17 protein-coding genes are annotated in these 22,219 nt (G+C 40.5%); 11 read left to right on the forward strand and 6 right to left on the reverse strand.

Annotated features, from left to right (window positions below; translation table 11 throughout):
- Complete coding sequence (locus tag PR795_RS14840; RefSeq protein WP_036962699.1) at positions 1-630, reverse strand: fumarylacetoacetate hydrolase family protein; 630 nt, start codon at positions 628-630, stop codon at positions 1-3.
- A gap of 431 nt (positions 631-1,061) precedes the next feature.
- Here PR795_RS14840 and hpaR point away from each other — a divergent pair, with 431 nt between their 5' ends.
- The 5 genes from hpaR (at position 1,062) to PR795_RS14865 (ending at position 9,134) form a co-directional block, all read left to right on the forward strand.
- Positions 1,062-1,514 (forward strand): homoprotocatechuate degradation operon regulator HpaR, encoded by a 453-nt coding sequence (gene hpaR, locus PR795_RS14845; protein WP_006657322.1) that lies wholly within the window; start codon positions 1,062-1,064, stop codon positions 1,512-1,514.
- 432 nt (positions 1,515-1,946) lie between these two features.
- Positions 1,947-3,620 (forward strand): ShlB/FhaC/HecB family hemolysin secretion/activation protein, encoded by a 1,674-nt coding sequence (locus tag PR795_RS14850; protein WP_181480614.1) that lies wholly within the window; start codon positions 1,947-1,949, stop codon positions 3,618-3,620.
- A 24-nt stretch (positions 3,621-3,644) separates the two neighbouring features.
- Positions 3,645-4,382, forward strand: a complete 738-nt coding sequence (locus tag PR795_RS14855) for a filamentous hemagglutinin N-terminal domain-containing protein (RefSeq protein ID WP_272516925.1) — start codon at positions 3,645-3,647, stop codon at positions 4,380-4,382.
- Positions 4,309-8,802, forward strand: a complete 4,494-nt coding sequence (locus PR795_RS14860; protein ID WP_272516926.1) for a DUF637 domain-containing protein — start codon at positions 4,309-4,311, stop codon at positions 8,800-8,802. The genes PR795_RS14855 and PR795_RS14860 overlap by 74 nt, the downstream gene beginning before the upstream one ends.
- Entirely contained in the window at positions 8,802-9,134 is a 333-nt protein-coding gene (locus PR795_RS14865) for a hypothetical protein (protein WP_154628261.1), read from the forward strand. The genes PR795_RS14860 and PR795_RS14865 overlap by 1 nt, the downstream gene beginning before the upstream one ends.
- A 225-nt stretch (positions 9,135-9,359) precedes the next feature.
- Here the strand turns inward: PR795_RS14865 and PR795_RS14870 are convergent, their stop codons facing one another.
- The 3 genes from PR795_RS14870 to cptA form a co-directional block, all read right to left on the reverse strand.
- Entirely contained in the window at positions 9,360-11,366 is a 2,007-nt protein-coding gene (locus PR795_RS14870) for a BCCT family transporter (RefSeq protein WP_006657323.1), read from the reverse strand.
- A gap of 526 nt (positions 11,367-11,892) precedes the next feature.
- A complete protein-coding gene (locus PR795_RS14875; protein ID WP_006657325.1) occupies positions 11,893-12,348 on the reverse strand; it encodes a hypothetical protein in 456 nt (151 codons plus the stop codon).
- Between the two features lie 192 nt (positions 12,349-12,540).
- A complete protein-coding gene (cptA, locus tag PR795_RS14880; RefSeq protein WP_006657326.1) occupies positions 12,541-14,250 on the reverse strand; it encodes a phosphoethanolamine transferase CptA in 1,710 nt (569 codons plus the stop codon).
- A 337-nt stretch (positions 14,251-14,587) separates the two neighbouring features.
- Between cptA and PR795_RS14885 the strand changes: the two genes are divergently transcribed.
- The 6 genes from PR795_RS14885 (at position 14,588) to PR795_RS14910 (ending at position 19,584) form a co-directional block, all read left to right on the forward strand.
- Positions 14,588-15,766 carry an NAD-binding protein gene (locus PR795_RS14885; RefSeq protein WP_006657327.1) on the forward strand — a complete coding sequence of 393 codons (1,179 nt, stop codon included), beginning with the start codon at positions 14,588-14,590 and terminating at the stop codon, positions 15,764-15,766.
- A gap of 33 nt (positions 15,767-15,799) precedes the next feature.
- Positions 15,800-16,417: a cytochrome c biogenesis heme-transporting ATPase CcmA gene (gene ccmA, locus PR795_RS14890; protein ID WP_006662716.1), complete on the forward strand. Its 618-nt coding sequence runs from the start codon at positions 15,800-15,802 to the stop codon at positions 16,415-16,417.
- The gene (gene ccmB / locus PR795_RS14895) at positions 16,417-17,082 is read left to right on the forward strand and encodes a heme exporter protein CcmB (RefSeq protein ID WP_006657329.1); all 666 of its coding nucleotides are present in this window, start codon (positions 16,417-16,419) and stop codon (positions 17,080-17,082) included. Before ccmA ends, ccmB begins: the two co-directional genes overlap by 1 nt.
- Positions 17,083-17,148: 66 nt before the next feature.
- Positions 17,149-17,520, forward strand: a complete 372-nt coding sequence (locus PR795_RS14900; protein WP_006662714.1) for a thioredoxin family protein — start codon at positions 17,149-17,151, stop codon at positions 17,518-17,520.
- Positions 17,508-18,323, forward strand: a complete 816-nt coding sequence (locus PR795_RS14905; RefSeq protein ID WP_181480616.1) for a sulfite exporter TauE/SafE family protein — start codon at positions 17,508-17,510, stop codon at positions 18,321-18,323. Before PR795_RS14900 ends, PR795_RS14905 begins: the two co-directional genes overlap by 13 nt.
- Positions 18,324-18,579: 256 nt before the next feature.
- The gene (locus tag PR795_RS14910; RefSeq protein WP_181480617.1) at positions 18,580-19,584 is read left to right on the forward strand and encodes a LacI family DNA-binding transcriptional regulator; all 1,005 of its coding nucleotides are present in this window, start codon (positions 18,580-18,582) and stop codon (positions 19,582-19,584) included.
- Positions 19,585-19,639: 55 nt separating this feature from the next.
- Here PR795_RS14910 and PR795_RS14915 read toward each other — a convergent pair whose 3' ends face one another.
- Both PR795_RS14915 and PR795_RS14920 read right to left on the reverse strand, forming a co-directional pair.
- A complete protein-coding gene (locus PR795_RS14915) occupies positions 19,640-20,611 on the reverse strand; it encodes an ABC transporter permease (protein WP_006662711.1) in 972 nt (323 codons plus the stop codon).
- 10 nt (positions 20,612-20,621) lie between these two features.
- On the reverse strand, positions 20,622-22,106 hold the full coding sequence (locus PR795_RS14920) for a sugar ABC transporter ATP-binding protein (RefSeq protein ID WP_006657334.1): 1,485 nt from the start codon (positions 22,104-22,106) through the stop codon (positions 20,622-20,624).
- Positions 22,107-22,219: the final 113 nt, after the last annotated feature.

Below are 22,219 nucleotides of genomic sequence, written 5' to 3' on the forward strand. Positions count from 1 at the left end.
TTATTGTCCTCCTGCCGCAACAACGTTGTTCTTGAGGCTTGGGAAGCCAGCTGCTTGGATCTCAACGTGATCACCCGGTTTGATGGTGACGCGTTTATGAGGAGTACCCAGTAAAATCACATCCCCTTGTTTTAGGGTTGCAAAGTCGCTCAGTGCAACCACTAATTCGCTTGCGCTACGAACGAGATCTTTGGTTGACCATCTGTCAGCTTCTTTGCCGTTAATCAGCGTCACGATATCAACAGGTGAAGATAAAGCGGTTTTCACTAACTCACCGATTGGGCAGAACGTATCACGGCATTTAGCTTTAATCGCAGGGCGGTAGAAGGTGTCTTCCGGCAGGCTGACTTCGTTTGCCAGTGCAAAGCCCGCAATAAATTCCAATGCATTTTGTGGCGTGACTTTTCGCGCATCTTTACCGATCACTAAAGCCAGTGTTGCACCACTTTGCACTTCTTCTCCTACGGGATGCAGGATGTTATCTCCGGAATTAATGCGTGTATTACGCGGCTTAATAAACCACACAGGTGTTTTCGGTGGGGTTTTATAAGGGGCTTGCTGGAACGCCTCGAGCCAATGATCAAGTTGGCTTTGATGGTTGAGGGCAACGGCAAAAACAGTGCCTTTCATTGACAACTCCTTATTAAAGAGATCGATTCTGAGTAATTATTAATATATTAATAAAGTATTATTTTGTAATAAGCAATAGCTTTATGGAAATGTTAATTTTAATTGTGATCGTATTAACATAATCAGATGACCTGAATGTAAGTAACTGTAATTATTTGAATTATTTTTTTTAAGTTTTTTAAAAATTTACAACATATTAACTTTATAATTTTGATGAATTTTATTTACTCATTAATATTTTGGTGTTTTTCTTTGAGATTGTTAGTGCTGCATGCTACTCTTGCATTTAAGATAATTGAGTGTGTTGCTGTTACCTCCGTGATTTTTTTGCTCGCTGTCAATAGCGTTAGAAATGGTAACCAGCACGGAGGCTGACTAAACCCTATTGTGGGTGTTTAATAACTTTAAATAGCGTGGTGAGTTTTAAGCTTATGCATGAATCATTGACAATTGCATTATTACAGGCGCGAGAGACTGCAATGGGCTTCTTTCGACCAATATTGAAATCTTATAATTTGACGGAACAGCAATGGCGCATCATTCGTGTATTAGCGGATAATCGTTCGATTGATTTTCATGAATTATCAGTGCAAACCTGTATTTTACGCCCAAGTTTGACGGGGATTTTGACTCGTATGGAGCGTGAAGGGCTTATTTTCCGTTTAAAGCCATTGAATGACCAACGTAAACTGTACGTGTCACTGACGCCAACAGGACAAGACCTGTATGACAAAGCGCGTCAGGAAGTTGAAGAGGGTTATCAAAAGATTGAACAGGCTTTCTCCCAAGAGAAAATGCAGCAATTGACGGCATTGCTGGAAGAGTTGATTGCTCTGGAAAGCCCAGATTATAGCAATATTATGGATAGAAGTAAGAGCGCATAGCCTTCTTCAAATTTCGTATAATAATGCTGTTGGTGGCTATACCTTGATATAAATATGACTTGTCGATGTTTTGGTCGTGGGATTATAAATAATGATCTCGGGCTTATCGAGGAGTCATTTCTTTCCCATTGACCATATCAAATTTATTCCAATCTAAAGTATTATATTTTCCTGTGAAACCATTGTAGTTGAATTTGTATTCACATCGACTCAATAAGCTTGGAATTCCAGCCTCTTGATCGCTAATTTATAATAGCGTTTTTTGTTAAATGAAGATTTATTGAAGCAATTGAATAAAAAGAGTGCGATAAATAAAATCTAATACAAGAAAGATTAAATTTTAGTCATGATGTATGTTTTTTAGCTGAAAAAATTGAATGAGAATGAGTTACATTACGTAAAAGTAACTACTCATACGTAAACTCAAACAACATGACTATTCATCAAATTTTTTGGCGTTTAATATACTTATCGTTATTCATCATCTCTCCTTATGGTTATGCAGGAAACCAATTTCTGAGCTCACCACAGGAGAGCGTTCAATTTGAACAAAAACAACGGTTAGAGTCGGAACTGAACCAACGTAATCAACTGGAAAAACAGAGCGCTATCATTGTGGATAATGCTTTTTTAAAACCGACTCAAGATGAAACCTGTTTTCCTATCAACGAGATCCAATTTGTCGGCGCTACACAGCTTAGTGCCACAACTCAGACGCAATTAACATCAACTTATCTCAATCGTTGTCTTACACTTAGCGAAATATATGGGCTTACCAAGCAGGTCACTAACTATTACATTGAGCAAGGGTTTATTACCTCCCAAGCAATCATCCCAGAACAAGACTTATCTTCACATCAATTAATATTGCAAGTGATTGAAGGGAAAATTGAAGTTATCGAGATAGAAAATTCCCCTAAGCGTTTAGCTCATCAGATCTTTCCTCATCAACAAGGCAAAATATTAAATTTACGGGATATTGAACAAGGGTTGGAGCAACTCAATCGATTATCGTCAGCCAAATACACTATCGATATTCAGCCAGGCACCCAAAATGGCGACTCTCGGATTATTATTCATAAGCAAGGAAAAAAATGGCCCACTACGAGCCAACTGAACCTTGATAACTCAGGCATGAAAGCAACAGGAAAACAGCTGCTTACTGGAAGCTTGACGGTGGACTCCCCTTTAGGGTTTGGTGAACAGTGGTCATTCAGTGCCAGTACCGATACAGATTTCAGTTGTTCTCATCACAGTCGCTACACGGTTGCTGCAATCAACGTTCCTTATGGCTATTGGTCTTACCGCTATCAATTTTACCGTAACAGCACGCTACAACCGTTTAAGACGTTAGGTCAGCAATACCGTTATGAAGGCAAAAATACCAACCAACAATTTGATGTCAGCCGCTTAATTTATCGTGATGGTAAGCAGCGTTTAACCTTACAAGGCAGTTTAAAACATAAAAAAGCCAATACTCAGTTGGCTTCCCAAACGTTGAGTATCAGTAGCCCAACGCTAACCTCCCTCTCATTTACTCCGCAGTACAGCACCACACTCGGGCAAGGCTATGCCACGTTTAACCCTGCCGCTGAATGGGGAATATCTGCCTTTGGCACATCACCGGATACCCTCGCGAAAGACTCGCCACGCAGCCATTACCGCAAATTCAGTTTAAGCAGCAGTTATCAGTATTTTTTCCCCAATGGTTTGATCTATTTAACCTCATTTTACGGTCAATATTCCCCCGATAACTTATACGGCATTGAACGCATCAGCATTGGCGGGCAGTACTCTGTTCGTGGCTACCATGAGCAGGCTTTAAGTGGTAATCGAGGCGGGTATTGGCGTAATGAAATTAACAAAGACATCGCCAATACGGCAATTGGGCAACTGCGTTTTATCGGTGCATTAGATTACGGGTTTATTAGCTCAGATAAATACCACGTTGAACATGACACCCTAGCGGGGGGAGCCGTTGGTCTCTCTTTTACCGGTGATAGCCTGTTTTATTCTCAGTTTTTCCTCAGTAAGCCTTTGCATTATCCCTCACAACTTAAACCAGACAATTGGTCGGCCTACTGGTCAGTCTCATTCTCTCTGTAGCTTTACGTTTTTAAAGGATTATTTATGCTAAATGAACAGTTGCCTTCGCGCCCTAAGCGGCTATTAAGTTACACCATTATTTTCTTAACGGCTGTCTACCCTTTACATCCCGCTTGGGGGGCAGTCATGACGGCGGCAGATAAAAACACCCAAGTCAGCCAACAAAATAATATTCCAGTTATTAATATTGCCACGCCGAATGGGGCGGGGATATCACACAATAAATTCCAACAATTTAATGTGGATAAACAAGGTGCGGTACTCAATAACGCCACCAGCAATGTGAACTCCCAAATTGCCGGGCAACTCAAAGCCAATGCCAATTTAAAAGGGAATGCTGCCAATCTGATTATTAACGAAGTGACGGGCAGTAGCCGCTCAGAATTACAGGGCAAGCTGGAAGTGGCAGGTAAAGGGGCGAATGTCTTAATTGCCAACCCGAATGGGATTACCTGCAATGGCTGTAGCTTTGTGAATACCCCTGCGATTACCTTGACCACAGGGAAACCCATTTTGGATAACAAGGGCGCCTTGTCTGCAGTTGAAGTGAAAAAAGGCAGTGTGGTTATCGGCGCTAATGGCATGAATGCTGAAGCACAAACCTATGCCGATATTATCAGCCGCGCCACCGAATTGAATGGGCAAATCAAAGCTAAGAACTTGACTCTGATGCAAGGCACCAACCGCGTTGACTTTCAAAAAGGCACTGTGGCACCCATTGCGGGGGGAAGGGGCAAAGCCGAGTGTTTCAGTAGATACTAAGGCACTCGGGGGGATGTATGCCAACCAAGTTAAATTGGTCAGTACCGAGGCGGGGGTGGGAATTAACCTCAGCAATGTGCAAACCAACCAAAATGACCTGACATTAACCGTTGATGGCAAAATTACCCTTGCAGGCAATATTCAAGGGAAAAAAGACATTAATATCAGCACCAAAAATCTGCAAATTAATGCCAATGCCAACGTGAATGTCGCCAAAGACATCACATTAGCCACCAACACCCTCACCAATAATGGAAAGGTTATCGCTGGTAAGGATATGCGTGTCTTCGCTGATAACGTCAGTAACACAGGAAATAGCGCACTCATTCAAGCACAAGACAACTTGTGGATGCAAAAAAATGCCAAAGGGGATTTGAGCACCCTGATTGAAAATAAATCGGGAACGATAAAGACCAATGCAGGGGATTTGATTGTTAGAACAAAGAAACTGACCAATACAGCAATAACATCGCCTATAAAAATCTCCAATATTAATGCAACTACCAGCGATAAAAACGGTACTTATGTATCTTCTTTTTTTGGTTCAAGGCAGGGAGTTGTATCGATTATTTCACTCTATCCCCGACTAGAAAGTTTCCCCTATAAAAAATGGTTTGGGGTGATGGATTTTATCAACAATGACAGTATTAATGTTGAACGAAAACAGTATTTAAATCTGGGAAATATTGGGACTATAACATCAGGAAAGAATGCCTATATTAATGCAAATGATTTAGTTAGTTATTTTGGGAAAATTACTGCAAAAAATAATGTGATATTGACAGGACAAAATGTATCAATATCCTCTTTTAACTCAGGTAAGTTAGATCTTTGGTATAAGTACGATAGATCTAATGCAGATTTAGGCAAATTTGCAGATGAAAGTGATGATACGGGGACTTATGATATTTTCTATGTTGGTGAGCCAGTAGATTTTAAGTTAATCGATAAATTCTATTCTTGGTCTCCTGATGCATTAAGTTATCAGTCTATATCTGCGGGAAATAATGTTGTTCTTGATTTTAAAAACACCATTAATCTTGAAAGCAAACTTCCTAGCACCGAAAAACCTATCGCGAAAATAATGCAAGTAGGTGCTCCTTCCTTTGCCATTACCGCAAAAAATATCATCTTAAATTCTAATAATATAAATATTTCCTCCAACTTACAGTCTGGAAATGACCTGTCTATTATCGCGGGTCAAAACATCAATATTAATAATGCACAGCTCGTAGCCAATCAATCACAAAGCCTAATTGCGAATAACGACCTTAATCTTAAACAAGTCAATTTAACTGCGAAAGACGGCACTTTAATTGCGAAAAATGGCAATATCTCGTACAGCTTAAATCCCGTCTCTGCGTTTAAAGACAATGTATTATCGCCTCCGGTTATTAACGCTGCGAATTCGTTACATATCCAAGCGGGTAAAAATATCACTTTTGATAATGCACAATTAGCCAAAACGAATAAACTGACCCTCAGTGCTAATGACAATATTGTTATTCGTCGTGATGAATCCAATTTAATGAAACTCGCGGCTTTAGAGCCAGCCGCAAATATCAATGCATTAATCACGAAAATAGGAAATTGGGCTAGTTCGGGGGAAATAAACCTCACCGCAGGCAAAAATATTGAAGCGCAGGGCATAACCTTTAGCAGTGGAAAATCTCTAACATTCAATGCGGGCCAAGATATTTTGTTAGGCTCTAAAGCCATTAAAGATATCGACAATGTATTTAAAACCAATCGCTATCCAGAGCTTCGCTCCCAACTTATCGCGAATGGCAATATCACGTTAAATGCCAAGCGTGATATTGATTTGCAATCTGCTAATCTCCAATCCAAAGACAAGCTCACTGCGCTCTCGGGGCGTGATATTAAATTAACCGCTACCGCTTATTCCGCTATTCCCAACCCAAATGAAGATAACCAAGATGTGCGTTATGTAACCTCAACCCTTTCAGGGGATAAAGGCGTCACTCTTGCTTCTAATGGTGCATTAACCGCACAAGGTAGCACAATCAAATCCCAAGATGACATCACAATTTCCAGTGGGGGAAATGTTCGCTTAGAGTCAGTTAAAACCCACTATCGCAAACAATCGGGTAAACGATTAGAGGAGCGATATCGCCAAATTGGCACTGAAATTAACAGTGGTAAAACCCTGACCATTTTGTCTGAGGGGAGCATTCTTTTTCGAGCGTCTCGTCTCGTTGCCAAAGGTGCGATGGATATTGCGGCAAAAGGCGGGTATCTCTATGCGCAAGCAATGGAAGAAACTAGCCACTATGAAGAACAAAAGAAAAAATGCAATAAATGGACACTTTGTATAACCCAAAAAGAAGTCAAAAAAACGCGTAGTGAAACAACCAATAAAGTGACTGAATTTACCGCTGGCGGTGATATTAACCTGTATGCCAAGGATGATGTCACGTTAGAAGCCACCAAAATTAATGCGGGCAAGAATGCCAAAATCACCAGCCAAACCGGTAAGGTGAATTTTAAAGCGGTGAAAAATACCACTTTTGAGCAAGTGATTTCTAATTCGAAAGGGTTTTATATTACCCAACGCAATAAAGGGTATACCGAAGATAAATGGATACTGCCAGCGCTACATATTGGTGGCAAGCTGACTATTGATGCTGCGAAAGGTGTCACCGCAGATATTAAAGCCAAAAATACTCAAAGCTTACAAAATGCCTTGAATGCCCTTGGACAAACCGAAGGTACAAAATGGCTCGCGGGTCTAAAAGACCGTAAAGATGTGCAATGGGGATTAGTTAAAGATGCATATGACAGTTGGGATTATAAAAGCCAAAGCTTAGATCCTGTTGCGTCAGCTTTAATCATGATAACTGTTGCAGCCATGACATCAGGTACTGCATCACAGTTTGCCGCTTGGGCAGCATCTGGAACTAGTGGAACCACCGCAGCGGTCATCTCAGGCGCAGCCTATTCAGGCATGACAGCACTCTCTACGCAAGCTGCGGTCGCACTGGCTGAAAACCAAGGAAATCTATCCAAGACACTTAACTCGCTTGGAAAAAGCGATACCGTCAAATCCATTATTGCTCAAATGGTGATTTCAGGAGCGCTCAATGGTCTTGATATCAAAATGGAGTGGACTAAAGGTAATCCTGCAGATGCCAAATTGCCGTTACTGGCTAATGGAGACTGGAATAAAGTCGCTCAACGTGTCGCGGCACAATCTGTGATTAGTTCAACGGTGAATACCTCGATACAAGGTGGCAGCTTTACCGATAACTTCAAGAGTGCCTTACTCAGTAATATTGGTAATCAAGTTAATGCGGAAGGTGCAAAACTGATTGGTGATAAGGGAGAGTTACTCACTGAAGTAGGAAAGACTATTCCTCATGCAGTTGTAGCGGCAATTAGTGCTGAAATCAGTAATAGTAATGTTAGAGGTGCAATAGTTGGTGTTTTAGCTGCCCAAATAGCAGGTATTACGATTAATGATAATCTTGATAAAACCGATAATTGGCAAGAGCAGCAAGCACAAATTAGCCGCATAGCAGGAGCTTTCGCAGGTCTAATCGCAACAGGTGAAGCAAGTGGTATCAATAGTGCTGCGAATTCAGCTGAAATTATAGAACGTTATAATCGCCAACTTCATTTAGAGGAAATTAAAGCTGTTAATGAGCTTGCTAATGGAGATAAAAATAAACTAGAGCGATTATTAGCTTCCTCATGTCGTAAAGTAAACTGTATTGCTCAAGAGTCACTCGAATCCTCAGATCGAGTTTATTATGAATTACTCATGAAGAAGTACCCTAGTACTTATATTGAGGACTCTTTATTAGCGGACTATTGGATAACAAAAGAAAGAAAAGTAGTTGGAAACTATCCTGCTTTTGGTGGAGTGGAATCAATACAGCTATTCACTTACTCTAAAATTGATAGTTCAACTGATATGGAAGCGTTTGTCTTTAATCAATGGATTGAAAATGCCAGTAACTATACAGGGTGGAGTAAAAAAAATTTAGAAGACTTGTATTTTGCTGCTTCTATAGGTGCAATGGGAATTACTAAGCAAAAGCCCACTATAAAAATAAAAAATCCAGTTATTTTCCATGAGGACAAGTTTAAATATCTATTCGGTCATGTTACGAGCGGTGATCATAACAGTAGTAGAACAAATCAAATGGCTAATACCATGAAAAAATTAGGGATATTTGAGGACGTTATCGGAAAAAATATCCTTATCGAACATTTTAAAGTAACACCTCAGCTGAAAGGTAATACAATTAATACATTTGAAAATAAGTGGGGAAAATTTGAAGAGCGCGAGTCATTTCTTATTGGACCATCAGGTAAAGCTACAGTTTTCCATACGACATATAAAATAGAAAGCAATGGCAATATGACTTTTGTAACAACAATTCCTAAAGGTGAATAATGAGCATTTATAAATACCCAGATAGTGTTGAATTGCTTGAATTCTTTGAAAATGAGCCTTTTTACACGAACTTAGATGATGGTTTAACTTTTGGCTATGAATATAGTACTGGCGATATCTCTCTCCTCTTTTATTTTACTATATTAGAAAACAGCGCAACTCTTATATTAAAAGTTAGAAACATCAAGATTGCAACAATAAATATTATTAATGTCAATAAGATAGAAATTATTGGTGATGAAATTATCATTACTTCAGTAGAGGGACACAATGAGAAAATATTTTATGCGCAAATAAAACCATCAATACTAATTAAAAATAGTTATTATTAAAATATTACTAATAGAGTAATGGCAATTCAGCATAAAACTAATTGTGGGCAGCTCGTCGGAACTGCCCACAAAATGAAATTGAGAGCCTGTCTGTTAGGCTCGGCTGAAAACTGTTGTGCCTGTAGATAATTTTGTACAGGTCAACGATGTGTTATTTACAGGTGGTCATTGATCCAACCATCAAAGTGGATCCTAAACCAGTTCATCGATGAACTCCATTTGGGGCTACTTACCCAGTAAATGTAAAAAGTGAATATGTTTTTCATACTGGTCGAGGATGTCATGGATGATTTGTTCTTTCGCCCAGCCCATCACATCGTAGTCTTGCCCACCTTCTTTTAAGTGAATTTCAGCGCGGTAATATTTTTGCTCTTCACTTCGCTCTTCATCGTTGTCATTTCCCATTCCCGCGAGGGCGAATGCGGGTTGAATGTAGTAGCGTAAGCGAACTTCATACAGAAAGTTCATATCGTCGCCTAAATCGACTTCAAATCCGATTCTATCGTCTTTATCTGTATGGATATGGCAAACGGTACCTTGCTTAGCTAACTCCTCGGAAACCATCTCCATGGATGGCTTCACGGACTCTTCCATAAAGCGTTTTACATGAGCGCGTTTCGGGAAGTAGACAATATTACGTAAACGGCGCTGCCATGGAATTGGATTACGACTAGCGGTAGGTGCAATGGTGGCTAATTGCTGGCTATCTCGTTTATAGGCATCCACTCGCAACGCTTTAAATAGCCCATAAATAGAGATAAGCAGGACGATAGCAAATGGCAACGCGCTAGCGATGGTTAAGGTTTGCAGTGCTTGTAGACCACCTGCAAGTAACATCGTGATAGCGACAACGCCCATTAATCCTGCCCAGAAAATACGTTGCCAGACAGGCGTATTTGAGTCCCCGCCAGAGGCGAGAGTATCCACTACCATTGCGCCAGAGTCTGCGGAAGTGACAAAGAACACCACCACCATCAACATGGCGAAGAAAGATAATACGGTTGAGAATGGGAAATAAGTTAAAAACTCAAACAGAGCGAGGGAGACATCGGACTGCACAGTTTCTGCCAGTCGGGTGGCTCCTTGATTTTTAATCAAGTCGATGGCGGTATTACCAAAGAAAGTCATCCACATCAGGGTAAAGCCAGCTGGCACAAACAACACCCCAGTCACGAATTCTCTGATAGTGCGGCCACGGGAAATTCGGGCGATGAACATCCCAACAAACGGTGACCAAGATAACCACCAACCCCAATACAGTAATGTCCAGCCCCCTAGCCAATCACTCGATTTGGGTTCGTAGGCATATAAGTTAAAAGTTTTGCTGACTATCTCAGAAAGGTAACCCCCTGTATTTTCCACAAAGGATTTTAATAGCAGCACGGTTGGACCTAAAATCACAATTAGCAGCAATAGGAGGAAGGCGAGACCGAGGTTCAGCTCAGATAAAATACGGATCCCTTTGTCGAGCCCTGAGACGACGGATAAAGTTGCGAGAGCGGTGAAGGTGATAATCAAACCGACTTGCACAGTCTCATTCACAGGTAAGCCGAACAAGTGGTTCATTCCCGCATTCACTTGCAGTACCCCAAAGCCAAGAGAGGTCGCGACACCAAACACGGTACCCACGACCGCAAAGACATCAACCGCATGACCTAGGGGACCATAAATTCGGTCGCCAATAATCGGGTATAACGCAGAGCGTAGCGTGAGGGGTAAGCCATGGCGATAGCTGAAAAATGCCAGAATCAAGGCGACAATGGCATAGATAGCCCAGGCGTGTAGCCCCCAATGGAAGAAGGTGAGGCGCATTGCTTCTTTCGCCGCTTCTATCGTTTGAGGATCACCCACTGGCGGGTTGAGATAGTGCATGACGGGTTCGGCAACACCGAAGAACATCAAACCGATTCCCATTCCTGCGGAAAATAGCATGGCAAACCAAGAGACATAGCTGAAATTGGGTTGAGCGTGGTCAGGACCTAATTTTATTTGTCCATAACGCGAGAGTCCCAGATAAGTCACACTCAGCAAAATGATAGCTACAGCAAGGATGTAGAACCAACTGGCATTGTTAAATAAGTTCTTTTGAAGATGACTTAGATGAGATTCTGCCATTTCAGGCATTAAGGCGGCAAAACCGACGATAATCAGGATAACGAGTGCCGAACTGTAAAATACAGGAGGGCTGATTTTAGTACGTACTTTTTTAGTCTCAGTAACGTTTTGACTCATAACGACCTTCTTTGATTTTTATTTTATTTTTTGCATACCAATGATAAGGGGGGCATGCGGCGTGCTGTCCTTCTGAATAAAACAATAGGTTATTGCGAAAGGGTTTCCCTGTAGGAAACGAGGTAGAAAGAACAATAAAACGACTAAATTGTGAGCGTTGATAACGGTGTTTATTAGCTAAGTTATCAACAAAAATTGGTGAGTGATGACCCCCTTTGAACCCTAAAACAAACAAAAAACGAAAGGGTATACTGCCATGGTAAAAAACAATGATCAACCTAATCGGGGAAATGAAAATAAATAATAGGGTGAAATTTCATGTTATTTATCAATCTATTGTTTACTTATCTTACTGTATTTAGGTGTTATTTATAGGAATTAAACCAAGTGAGCAAAAGAGATGGTTATGTTTATAAGGAAGGGCGAAAAACGAGTTAAACAATAGCATGCGTTAGGTTTTTAGTGCATAAAAAAGCAGGCAATCATTGCCTGCTTTTCACGTTAAAATAGACAGAAATACGCGCCGTTATTTCTTCGCGTCATTCTCAGATTTTAATTCTCCAGTTTTGTTTTTAGCGTCAGTGGCAAGTTCATCTGCTTTATTGATTGCATCGGTTTTCACCTCTTGTGTTTTTTCTGAAAACTCACTCGATGCTTTATCGTACTGATCTTTGAGTTTATCGGCAGAATCTGAGGCGTCTTGTTTCAACTCATCGGCCTTTTTCTCGCCTTGGTCAACTAACTCTTTGGTTTTATCTGAGAGTTCGGATGCTTTATCTGAAGCTTCATTTTTCACATCTTGCGCAGTCGCTTTTGCGCTATCAGATAACTCAGTGGCTTTTTGCTCAGTCGCGTCTTTTAACTGGGTAGCTTTTTCTTCGACTTGTTGAACTGCGGTGTCTTTTTTGGCGGAGTCATCACAACCCGCAACCAGTGTTAAAACGCCAGCTACAACAAGGGAAGAAATGATTTTATGTTTCATTATTAATTCCTTAACAGGTAATGTTAGAAAAATACTAATTAAACGGTAAATTCATTTGGAGCTAAGATACCGACATACACAGATAAAAATGTAGCACATGAAATGAAGATAGATCCATGAATGGGATGTAAATGATGGTCGTAGAAAGAGGATAGTGCAAGTGAGTGAACACCCACTTGCACTGGTTGATGACTATTTCTTTAAGTCATCATATAGCATCATAGAGGCTTTATTTTCAGGATCGCCAATCCAACGAGGTTGAGGTTGGTAATCTTTATTGATTAAACTTTTTTGTGGTTCAAAACCGGTGTAATTCAAACCCGCTAAGTCAGACCATGTATAGATAAAATCCATAGTGCTGTATGGGCGAGTTGTTTTATCTTTTAGATCAAACTGGTGACTTTGTAGCCATTCTGGAGACTGCCACACTAAGAATGGAACGTTGTACATCACTTTGCTTGGTTTGCCTTCACTACGACCTAACATTTCATGAGGCGGCGTATCATAAACATCTTCCCCGTGATCAGAGAAAAAGACTAAGAAGCCATTTTCCTTCGATGAATCGAAATCTTTGATCAGTGAAGAGACCACATAATCGTTGTAATGCTGGGCATTATCATACGCATTGTAATCTTTGATTTGGTCGCCTTTAAGGTTTGTCGGCACAGGGCTATTGCTATCCGTAAAGAGGGCTTTATCTTCAGGATAACGGAACTCATAGCGCATGTGCGTACCGAGTAGATGAACGACAATAAATTTCTTTTCAGCAGGATCCGCTAACGCTTCTTTGAACGGATCAAGCACCACGTCGTCATAGATTCGTGAGCTCTGTGCCATATCATTATTCAAATAATATTGCTTATCCGTTTGACGAGAGAATGCAGTTAATAAGGTGTTTCGCTCAGTCATGGTCTGCTGGTTAGTGATCCAGAACGTTTTGAAACCAGCCTGTTTCATCATATTCATGATAGAAGGGCGGGAATTAAACAGATCCGGCTCAGTTTCTGAAGCAAACGTTAAAATTTGCTGTAATGCCTCGATGGTATAAGGACGAGGTGTTACCACATCATTAAATACCGTCAAATTATTTGGATACTGTTTTTCAAGCTGGTCGAGCTCTGGCGTTGTCTGGCGAGAGTAGCCATACAAGCTCATTCTATCGCGGCTGGTGGACTCACCAATGACCAAAACAAAGGTTCTCGGGGTATTGCCATTCGCATCGACGAAATTTTCTAATGGTGGAATTTTGCTATTGTCGCGAATTAATTCTTCCATATTAGCGAGCTGATTCTTATACAGGAAGTAACCACTCACAAACTGCCATGGTGCGGCATACGCGAGCTTACTGTTCACATAAGACACGACGTTTTCAAAAGGACGCTGTTGTTTAATGGCTTTATTGTAATAAGGAACGGCAAACAAGATTGCCAGAATCAGGAGCGAAACAATGACACGCCCAGTTACTGGTAGCGTGACAGGTTTTAAGCGAGTCCATAAGAAAATTGCGCCAAGTGTATAGGCAAGAATCACCGCAATCACTTTAAAACTCAAATACTGGCGTAGGAATTCGCCCGCTTCGTTGGTATTGGTTTCGAACATCACAAACATGACGCTTTGCGACAATTGATGCCCATAGACTACGAAATAGGCGAGGGCGACGACCGAAGATAGCCACAATACAATCCCAATTAAGCCGGCTACCAGTTTGATTTTTCGAGGGAAAAATAATGCTGGGACGAGCCAAAGTGAGCTATACAGTAAAGAATCTCTTAATCCAATGGTGTTACTTTGACCCGTGATGACCACATACAGCTGTAATAAAGATGAAAAATACCAGAAATAAATTAATAGCCAGAACAAAGACATCCAGCTAAATTTTCCCGTTTTTATCGAATTAACCATAAATTTTTAGCTCTTAATTATTAGTTTCGTTAAGTAACAATCAAACCATAGTCGAAAAATCATTTTTTAGATAGAAAGTCATCGAGTTAGTTCAAATTATATTAATAATGAACTCATTACAGATAATGAGTAATTTATTACACTGATTATCAATGATTTTTAAATAATGTATAAGTTTTTCTTTTCATCCATCCTTTAATGATTAACTCATTAAGAAATGAGGCTTTTCAGATAGATTTTTCATTTATTGCATAAGTCATGGAATTGATATTATTCTTTGTTAATCTATTCGCTGGAAATACCAACCGGCGATTTAATTGATGGGTGGCACAACACGATGCTAGATAACGCCTTTGTGGCTTTTTTGAGATCCGCTTTAGCCGTAAGAATTTTGCTCTCCATTCTGGTGATTGTTGATGGGGGCTTAATCTTAAAACCGGTACTGAGTGCTTACACAGACTATATCGATTGGCGCCAAAGTGGATTTACTGAATGGCTAAAATCCCTCGGATTTATGAAATTATTGGATATCCCGCGCTTTTTATTAGGGATCGCGTTGATATTTTTATCGCTATTTATGATTAACGGTGCGCGTATAGCTTGGGTTTTTGCACTATTGCTACTGGCGATTATCGCGTTTGTGGATTTGCGGATCGCTGTAGACCACGTAAGACAGGGATATTTCTCGTTTGGTTTGCTGGTTGCATTAACGCTGTTTTGGAAGCTTTACCCTCGACATAGTATCAGTAGCGCGGGTTTTGTTGCGCTTACCTGTATTATTTCATTATTGATCTACTCCATTTTCGGTACGCTGTATATTGGTGATGAATTCTCGCCAGTTGTGAAAGATGGCACCACGGCATTCTATTTTGCGCTTGTTTGCATGACGACGGTGGGGTTTGGCGATATTGTTCCCGTGACAATAGATGCCCGTGTATTTACGGTCACCGTGATTATTTTAGGGATCACTATTTTTACTACTTCCGTGGTGTATGTGGTGGGTGTATTAGCGAAAGGAACGAAAGAGATTGTTCGTAAGAGGTTTTCATATATGAAAAATCATTATGTCGTTATTGGTAGCACACCGATGGCAGTTAATATCTACCAAGCGCTGAAAAAACGGGAGCTTCCTGTCGCAGTCATTTGCCAAGATAGCCACCGTAGCCACTACCCTGAAAAAGACAATATTGTCACGGGGGACCCGACGGATTCTGCATTATTGGCAGAGGCAAATGTGAAGCAGGCTAAATGCGTGCTTATCATGACCGATAGTGACTCTTTGAGTACGTTTGCCTTGCTGGGAGTGAAAGAACAATCAGGCAGCAAAGGTGAGGCGAAAACGGTGGTATTAGTTAACCAAGAGTCAAATATGGATAAAATCCGTTTGTTGCATCCTGATATGCTATTTTCACTCTCTTCTCTTGGCTCAGAAGTTTTGATGCAAGTGCTTTGCGGTGAAACAATTTCTAATGACAGCATTAGTGATATGCTGCTGAGCAAAGTCACCAAAAGCTAGCGATTTCACGGATGTTAAAAGGAACTCAGCCCCATGTTAAGTGCGGATAAAATTACCTGCCACCGACAAAATAGAACGTTATTCCGGCAACTGGATTTCTCCGTTTTACCGAGTCAAATTTTGCAGGTGGAAGGTCCGAATGGGGCAGGGAAAACGACCCTGTTACGCATGATGGCTGGGTTATTAAAGCCAGACGAAGGAACGATTCTATGGCAGCAACAATCGATTGAAAAACTACAGGAAGAGTTTACTCGTCATCTATTGTATCTGGGGCATAAACCCGCCGTAAAATCATTGCTGACACCTTATGAAAATCTGAAATTTTATTATCAAATGTACCACCATGAGCCAGAAGGGGACAAAATCTGGTCTGCATTAGAAGAGGTCTCTTTGATGGGATATGAAGATATTCCGGTGGGGCAGCTTTCGGCAGGACAGCAGCGTCGGGTCAATCTTGCTCGCCTATGGCTAAGTGAAGCGCCGTTGTGGATTTTGGATGAACCATTTACGGCTATTGATGTAGCAGGTGTTAATCGTTTAACTGAGCGTTTTCATCAACATGCCCAGCAAGGCGGTATGATTTTGTTTACGTCGCACCAAGCGATGACAGGGCATTTTGGTACGTTAAAACTGACAGGCGGGTATGAGTGATGTTTTGGTTATTAATAAAAAGAGAGCTCAAAATTGCGTTTCGCAGTTTCTCTGAACTCGTCAACCCACTGTGGTTTTTTTTGATTGTCATTACGTTATTCCCGTTGAGTATCGGACCTGAGCCTCAATTGTTGGCGCGGATTTCCGTCGGGATTTTCTGGGTTGCGGCAATTTTATCATCACTGCTTTCGTTAGAACGCTTATTTAAAGATGACTATTTGGATGGCTCTCTCGAACAATTGCTATTAGCGCCTCACCCACTGTTTATGACTGTGTTGGCTAAGGTGATCTCCCACTGGTTAGTCACGGGATTACCGTTGGTACTGCTTTCTCCTGTGGCGGCGGTCATGTTATCGATTAATAGCGAAACATTGCTAGTGCTAGCGGGCACGTTATTATTGGGTACGCCAGTATTAAGTTTCATTGGGGCGATTGGCGCTGCGTTGACGGTATCACTGAAGAAAGGCGGCGTTCTGGTCAGCTTATTAGTATTACCGTTGTATATTCCGGTTCTGATTTACGCCACAGGGACAATGGAAGCACACAGTTTTAATATGCAGCTTGGAGGCTATTTTGCCATTCTAGGGGCATTGTTTGCGGCAAGTATTACGTTCTCTCCACTGGCGATTGCGGCGGCGCTGAAGATTAACGTGAGTAATAGTTAGGGAAGTACCTTGTTAATTTAGCTGATATAGTCAAAGCGTATTCTATCTGGCAAAAGGAAAATTATCATGTCCGCGGTTCCCCTGATCAGTAGTGAGAACTTTAGCCGATTGTTATCTGACCCAATGCAATCGAGTGGTCAATGGGCATTAATCTATTTTTCTGCGTCTTGGTGCCAGCCTTGTCAAACAATGAAGCCTATCTATTTACAATTAGCAGACTACTTTTCTGATAATGGCGGTTCGCATTTTGGTGGGAGTGTACATTTTGGAATAGTGGATATCGCCCAATCTCCGACAATAGCCCCGCAATACGGAATTAAATCTGTTCCTTCTATTGCGCTTTTTCATGATGCGCGTTTGGTGGATTTGATAGCCGGGGAATATCAACTTTCTTCTCTGATTGCGAAAATAGAAAATAAGCTGTTATGTTCACATTAATCTTTGAAGGATTCGTTATTGGCTGCCTATTAGGATTAACGGGGGCTGGTGGGGGTATTTTGGCGGTCCCCGCTTTAATGACCTCTCAAGGCTGGGATGTAGCGCAGGCAGCTCCCGTAGGCTTATTAGCGATAACGTTAGCTGCATTTGTTGGTGTTATTCAAGGGCTGATTCAGCAGCATATTCGTTATAAAGCTGCCATATGGATTGCATTGATTAGCATACCAGCGGCTAAATATGGCATTTATTTAGCTCAAATTATTTCACCACAATGGCTGGTTTTTGCCTTTAGCATTGTGATGTTTATTGTTGCATATCGTATTGTTTTTAATAAGGTTATCGATATTGATGATGCACCCTGTAAAATCAATCAGCAAACTGGAAAATTTATTTGGAATATACAAACGGCATCTATACTGGGTGGAATAGGTTTGGTTGCAGGATTGCTGACGGGCTTATTAGGTGTCGGGGGCGGGTTTATTATTGTGCCTGCCATGAGAAAATTCACTAATTTAAATCTTAAAAGCATTATTGCTACTTCGTTAATGGTGATATTTTTAATCGGCAGTATTAGTATTTCAATTAATATATTCAATGGGTTTGAGTACCCGTTAGAGGTTAGTATTACCTTTATTTCAGCCTGTGTTTTGGGACTGATTATTGGTAGGGTTTTGATTGGCTATATTCCTGTTAATATTGTGCAATTTATATTTTCGCTATTAGTGGTTTCAGTTTCTATTTATTTATTATTTTCGGTGTTTGTTTTTATTCTCAATGATGGTATTCCCAGTTTGTTAATATAATATTTCTATTTTAATCATCATGTGATTAGTGCGCTAATCGAATATTTTATTTTTTTAATGTTGTGTTGGTAGAATTTAAAATTAAGAATATTAAGCAGAAGATGCGATTGGCTTGATGCATAAGAAAGAAAACTGATTTATCTTCAATGATAAATAGGTATAATGGATTAATCGCAATTCTTATTCAGCCGCGACATCAAAAAACACGCTATACCCTACCAAATACAATAATCATTACAGGTTGATTAGCATAATTATGACTAAACAAGATAGTTCAACAACCATCATTGATATCGCTAAGCGCGCTAATGTGACTGATATTACCGTATCTCGTGCTTTTAACCATCCTGAATTGGTAAAAAAAGAAACACGGGAAAAAATACTCGCGATCGCACAAGAGTTAAATTACGTTCCCAATGTATTTGCGCGTAACTTAAAGAATAAAAATAGCCGAATTATTGGTGTTGTGACAGACAGCACGTTTAACCCCTTCTATGTGGTTTTAATCCAGACGGTGTCGCGCTTAGCGAAAGAAAAAGGCTATCAGGTCATGATTTTTGATACTGATAGTGATGAAAAAGCGGAGCAAACCGCGATTGAAACCTTAGTGAGCTATAAAGCCAGCGGCATTTTGCTTTCGCCTGTTCGTGATGATAAAGCGTACCAACCAAGTTATTTGTCGTTGATCGATCAGCATCAAGTCCCATTAGTCTTTGTTGACCGCTCTATTTATGGAAGAAATTATCCTGGGCTATTTTTGAAGAATTTTGAAATCGGGGCACTAACAGGAAAATATCTAAACGAACAACGCAGTGAAAATACGTTAATTATTTCAGGTCCTGAACATTCTGAAATTAGTCTTTCCCGTCTCGCGGGTATTTATGATCAATTTACGCATCATAAAAATATTCATGTTTTGTACAGTAGCTATATTTTTAGCAAAAAAGATGAAGAGTATTTAAGAGAAAAAGTCAAAGAACTCTATACACCAAATATGTATGTTGTGGGACTAAACGGGATTATTACAGCGGGAATGTATAAGATTATTTCTGAGCTCGGATTATCTTGTCGTTATTTTTCGGTAGATTTACCGCCTTATGCTGATACTTATCATTTATCGATTTCAGGCGTTCACCATGACTCAGTTTATTTAGGTAAACGAACAGCTGAATTATTGTTTACAGAGATAGAAGGTGGCTCCACTAAAGAAACGGGTTCTAAGCAAATCTTTGTCAATGGGAAATTAGTGACTTACGATTAAAAAAATAAGGATTTCATCATGAAATCCTTATTTCTATTTATCGCTAAATATAAACTTAACGTTTCATTGAGCTAATTAAGGTGGCACCCCAGATAATTAAACCTTTCACAATATATTGAACGTATGGAGATATACCCAATAAGTTCAAGCCATTATTAAGTACACCTAAAATCATTGCTCCGATAAGTGTCCCAATAATCATCCCGCGACCACCGGCGATAGATGCCCCGCCTAAAACCACAGCAGCAATCGCATCAAGTTCAAAACCGACACCGGCGTTAGGTTGACCGCTCATTACTCGAGAGGTAAAAATTAATCCTGCGAATGCAGCGGTAAAGCCGCTGATGACATACACCAGCATTTTGTAACGTTCAACACGAATACCACTTAAACGCGCAGCTTCTTCATTACCGCCGATGGCATAAATATAGCGACCAAATGGAATGTGGTTGAGAACGACATAGAAAATCAGATACAAACCCAGCATTAATAGGATAGGCACTTGAATTCCCATTAACTCTTCACGTCCCCAAAATGCAAACTCTTGTGGCAAGCCTGAAATCGGGTAACCACCGGTATAAATGAGCGCCAAGCCTTTTGCGATAATCATCGCACCTAAGGTGACAATGATGGGTGGCATTTTACCGTAAGCGGTTAAAATTCCATTAACAAAGCCAAACGCGATACCTGATAGCAAACCCAGAGTAATGGCAAGGGAAGGATCCATGCCATAGTATTTCATTAATCCCGCCATTAATGTGCCGGATAGTGCCATCACCGCGCCAACAGAAAGGTCGATCCCTCCCGTTAAAATGGCAAATGTCATCCCGATAGCAATAATTGCGTTAATGGAAACTTGGCGAGCAATCGTGGATAAGTTATTTACCGTTAAAAAATGCTCATTAAAAATGGACATACAAGCAAATAAGATAATTAACCCAACGAGAGGTAAAAATGCCGGTATTTTGGTTAATCTGGCAAAATTAAGTTTATTCTTCGCCAGTGGAATTGTACTTTGATTAGACATAGTCATGATCCTATATAATATTGCCGGCCGCATGTAACATAATTTGGGTTGAGTTAATATCATCCCCACTTAATTCAGCAGCAACTTCACCATCTCGAAAAACCAAAACTCGGTCACTCACGCCAATTACTTCAGGCAATTCTGAGGAGATCATAATAATTGAGATACCTTTTTCAGTGAGTGAACGCATTAACTGGTAGATTTCTGATTTTGCCCCAACATCGATACCTCGCGTAGGCTCATCGAAAATAAGAATTTTGGCTTGTTTATTGAGCCAGCGCGCAATAACCACTTTTTGCTGATTTCCCCCACTTAAGGTTGAAACCGCGGTATCCGCTTCGGGTGTTTTAACTTTGACTTGAGAAATCAAATCAAGCGATAACAAATGCTCTTTTTTATTTTGAATTAAGAACAATTTTTGGGCGTGGTTATTTAGCCAGATATTCTCTTTCACCGAAAATGGCAAAACTAATCCTTGGGTTTTACGACTTTCAGGTAACAGCCCAATCCCTAACTGTAGCGCTTGCGCCGCTGATTTCACTTTGACGTCTTGACCGTCCAAAATCACTTTTTTCTTGTAAGCTTTATCGGCTCCCATCATGGCAAGGATATTTTCAGTTCGCCCAGAACCGACTAAGCCCGCAAGACCAAGGATCTCGCCTTTTTTGAGTTGAATTCGGTTGGTTGGGCTAGTGGCAAACCGTTGAATATGGGCATCAAGAATGAGCTCTTGTCCCTCAAAATGACGTTTTGGCGGGTAGATATTCTCAACTTCACGACCCACCATCATCTCGATGATCACATCAAGGTCAGTTTCATCCACTTTACGTGAACCGATGTATTGGCCATCTCGCAGTACGCTAATCGTGTCACAAATTTCATAAATCTCTTCCAAATGGTGAGAGATAAAGAACATGCCGACACCTTTGGCTTTTAAGTCGCGCATGACATCAAAGAGGTGATTTGCCTCTTTTGGCGTTAATGTCGCGGTGGGTTCATCTAACACCAAAATCTTGGCGTCTAAAGATAGCGCTTTAGCAATTTCCACGAATTGCTGCTCAGCGATACTTAAATGGCTAATAGGTTCATCAATATCAATATTAACGCCTAATTCAGATAGGAGGATCTGCGCCTTTTTACGCATCAGCTTTCTATCTAATAAGCCAAATTTATTTTTAATTTCCCGGTTTAAAAAGATATTTTCAAAAGCATTTAAATAAGGGATTAATGAAAACTCTTGGAAAATAATACCGACGCCTGCTTTGATAGCATCACGATAATTATGGAAGATGTGCTCTTCGCCTTCGATAAGTATTTTCCCGCTATCTGGTTTATGAATTCCACACAGCACTTTCATTAGCGTTGATTTACCCGCACCATTTTCACCTAGCAGTGCGTGTACCTCTCCTTTTTCCAAAGAGAGATTAATATTATCTAGCGCCTTAACCCCAGGGAAAGTTTTACTGACATCTTTTAATGCTAACAATTGCATCATGTTGCTTCCCTTATTTTCTTACCGCTTAAAAATGGGTAACAAAGCGAGTTGGAAAGATAAAAACGTTCCAATAAACATAGTGTCATTCATTTTTATTAAGAGGATTGCGCCAG

The sequence above is a fragment of the Providencia sp. PROV209 genome (genome assembly GCF_028479485.1).
Classification (GTDB): domain Bacteria; phylum Pseudomonadota; class Gammaproteobacteria; order Enterobacterales; family Enterobacteriaceae; genus Providencia; species Providencia alcalifaciens.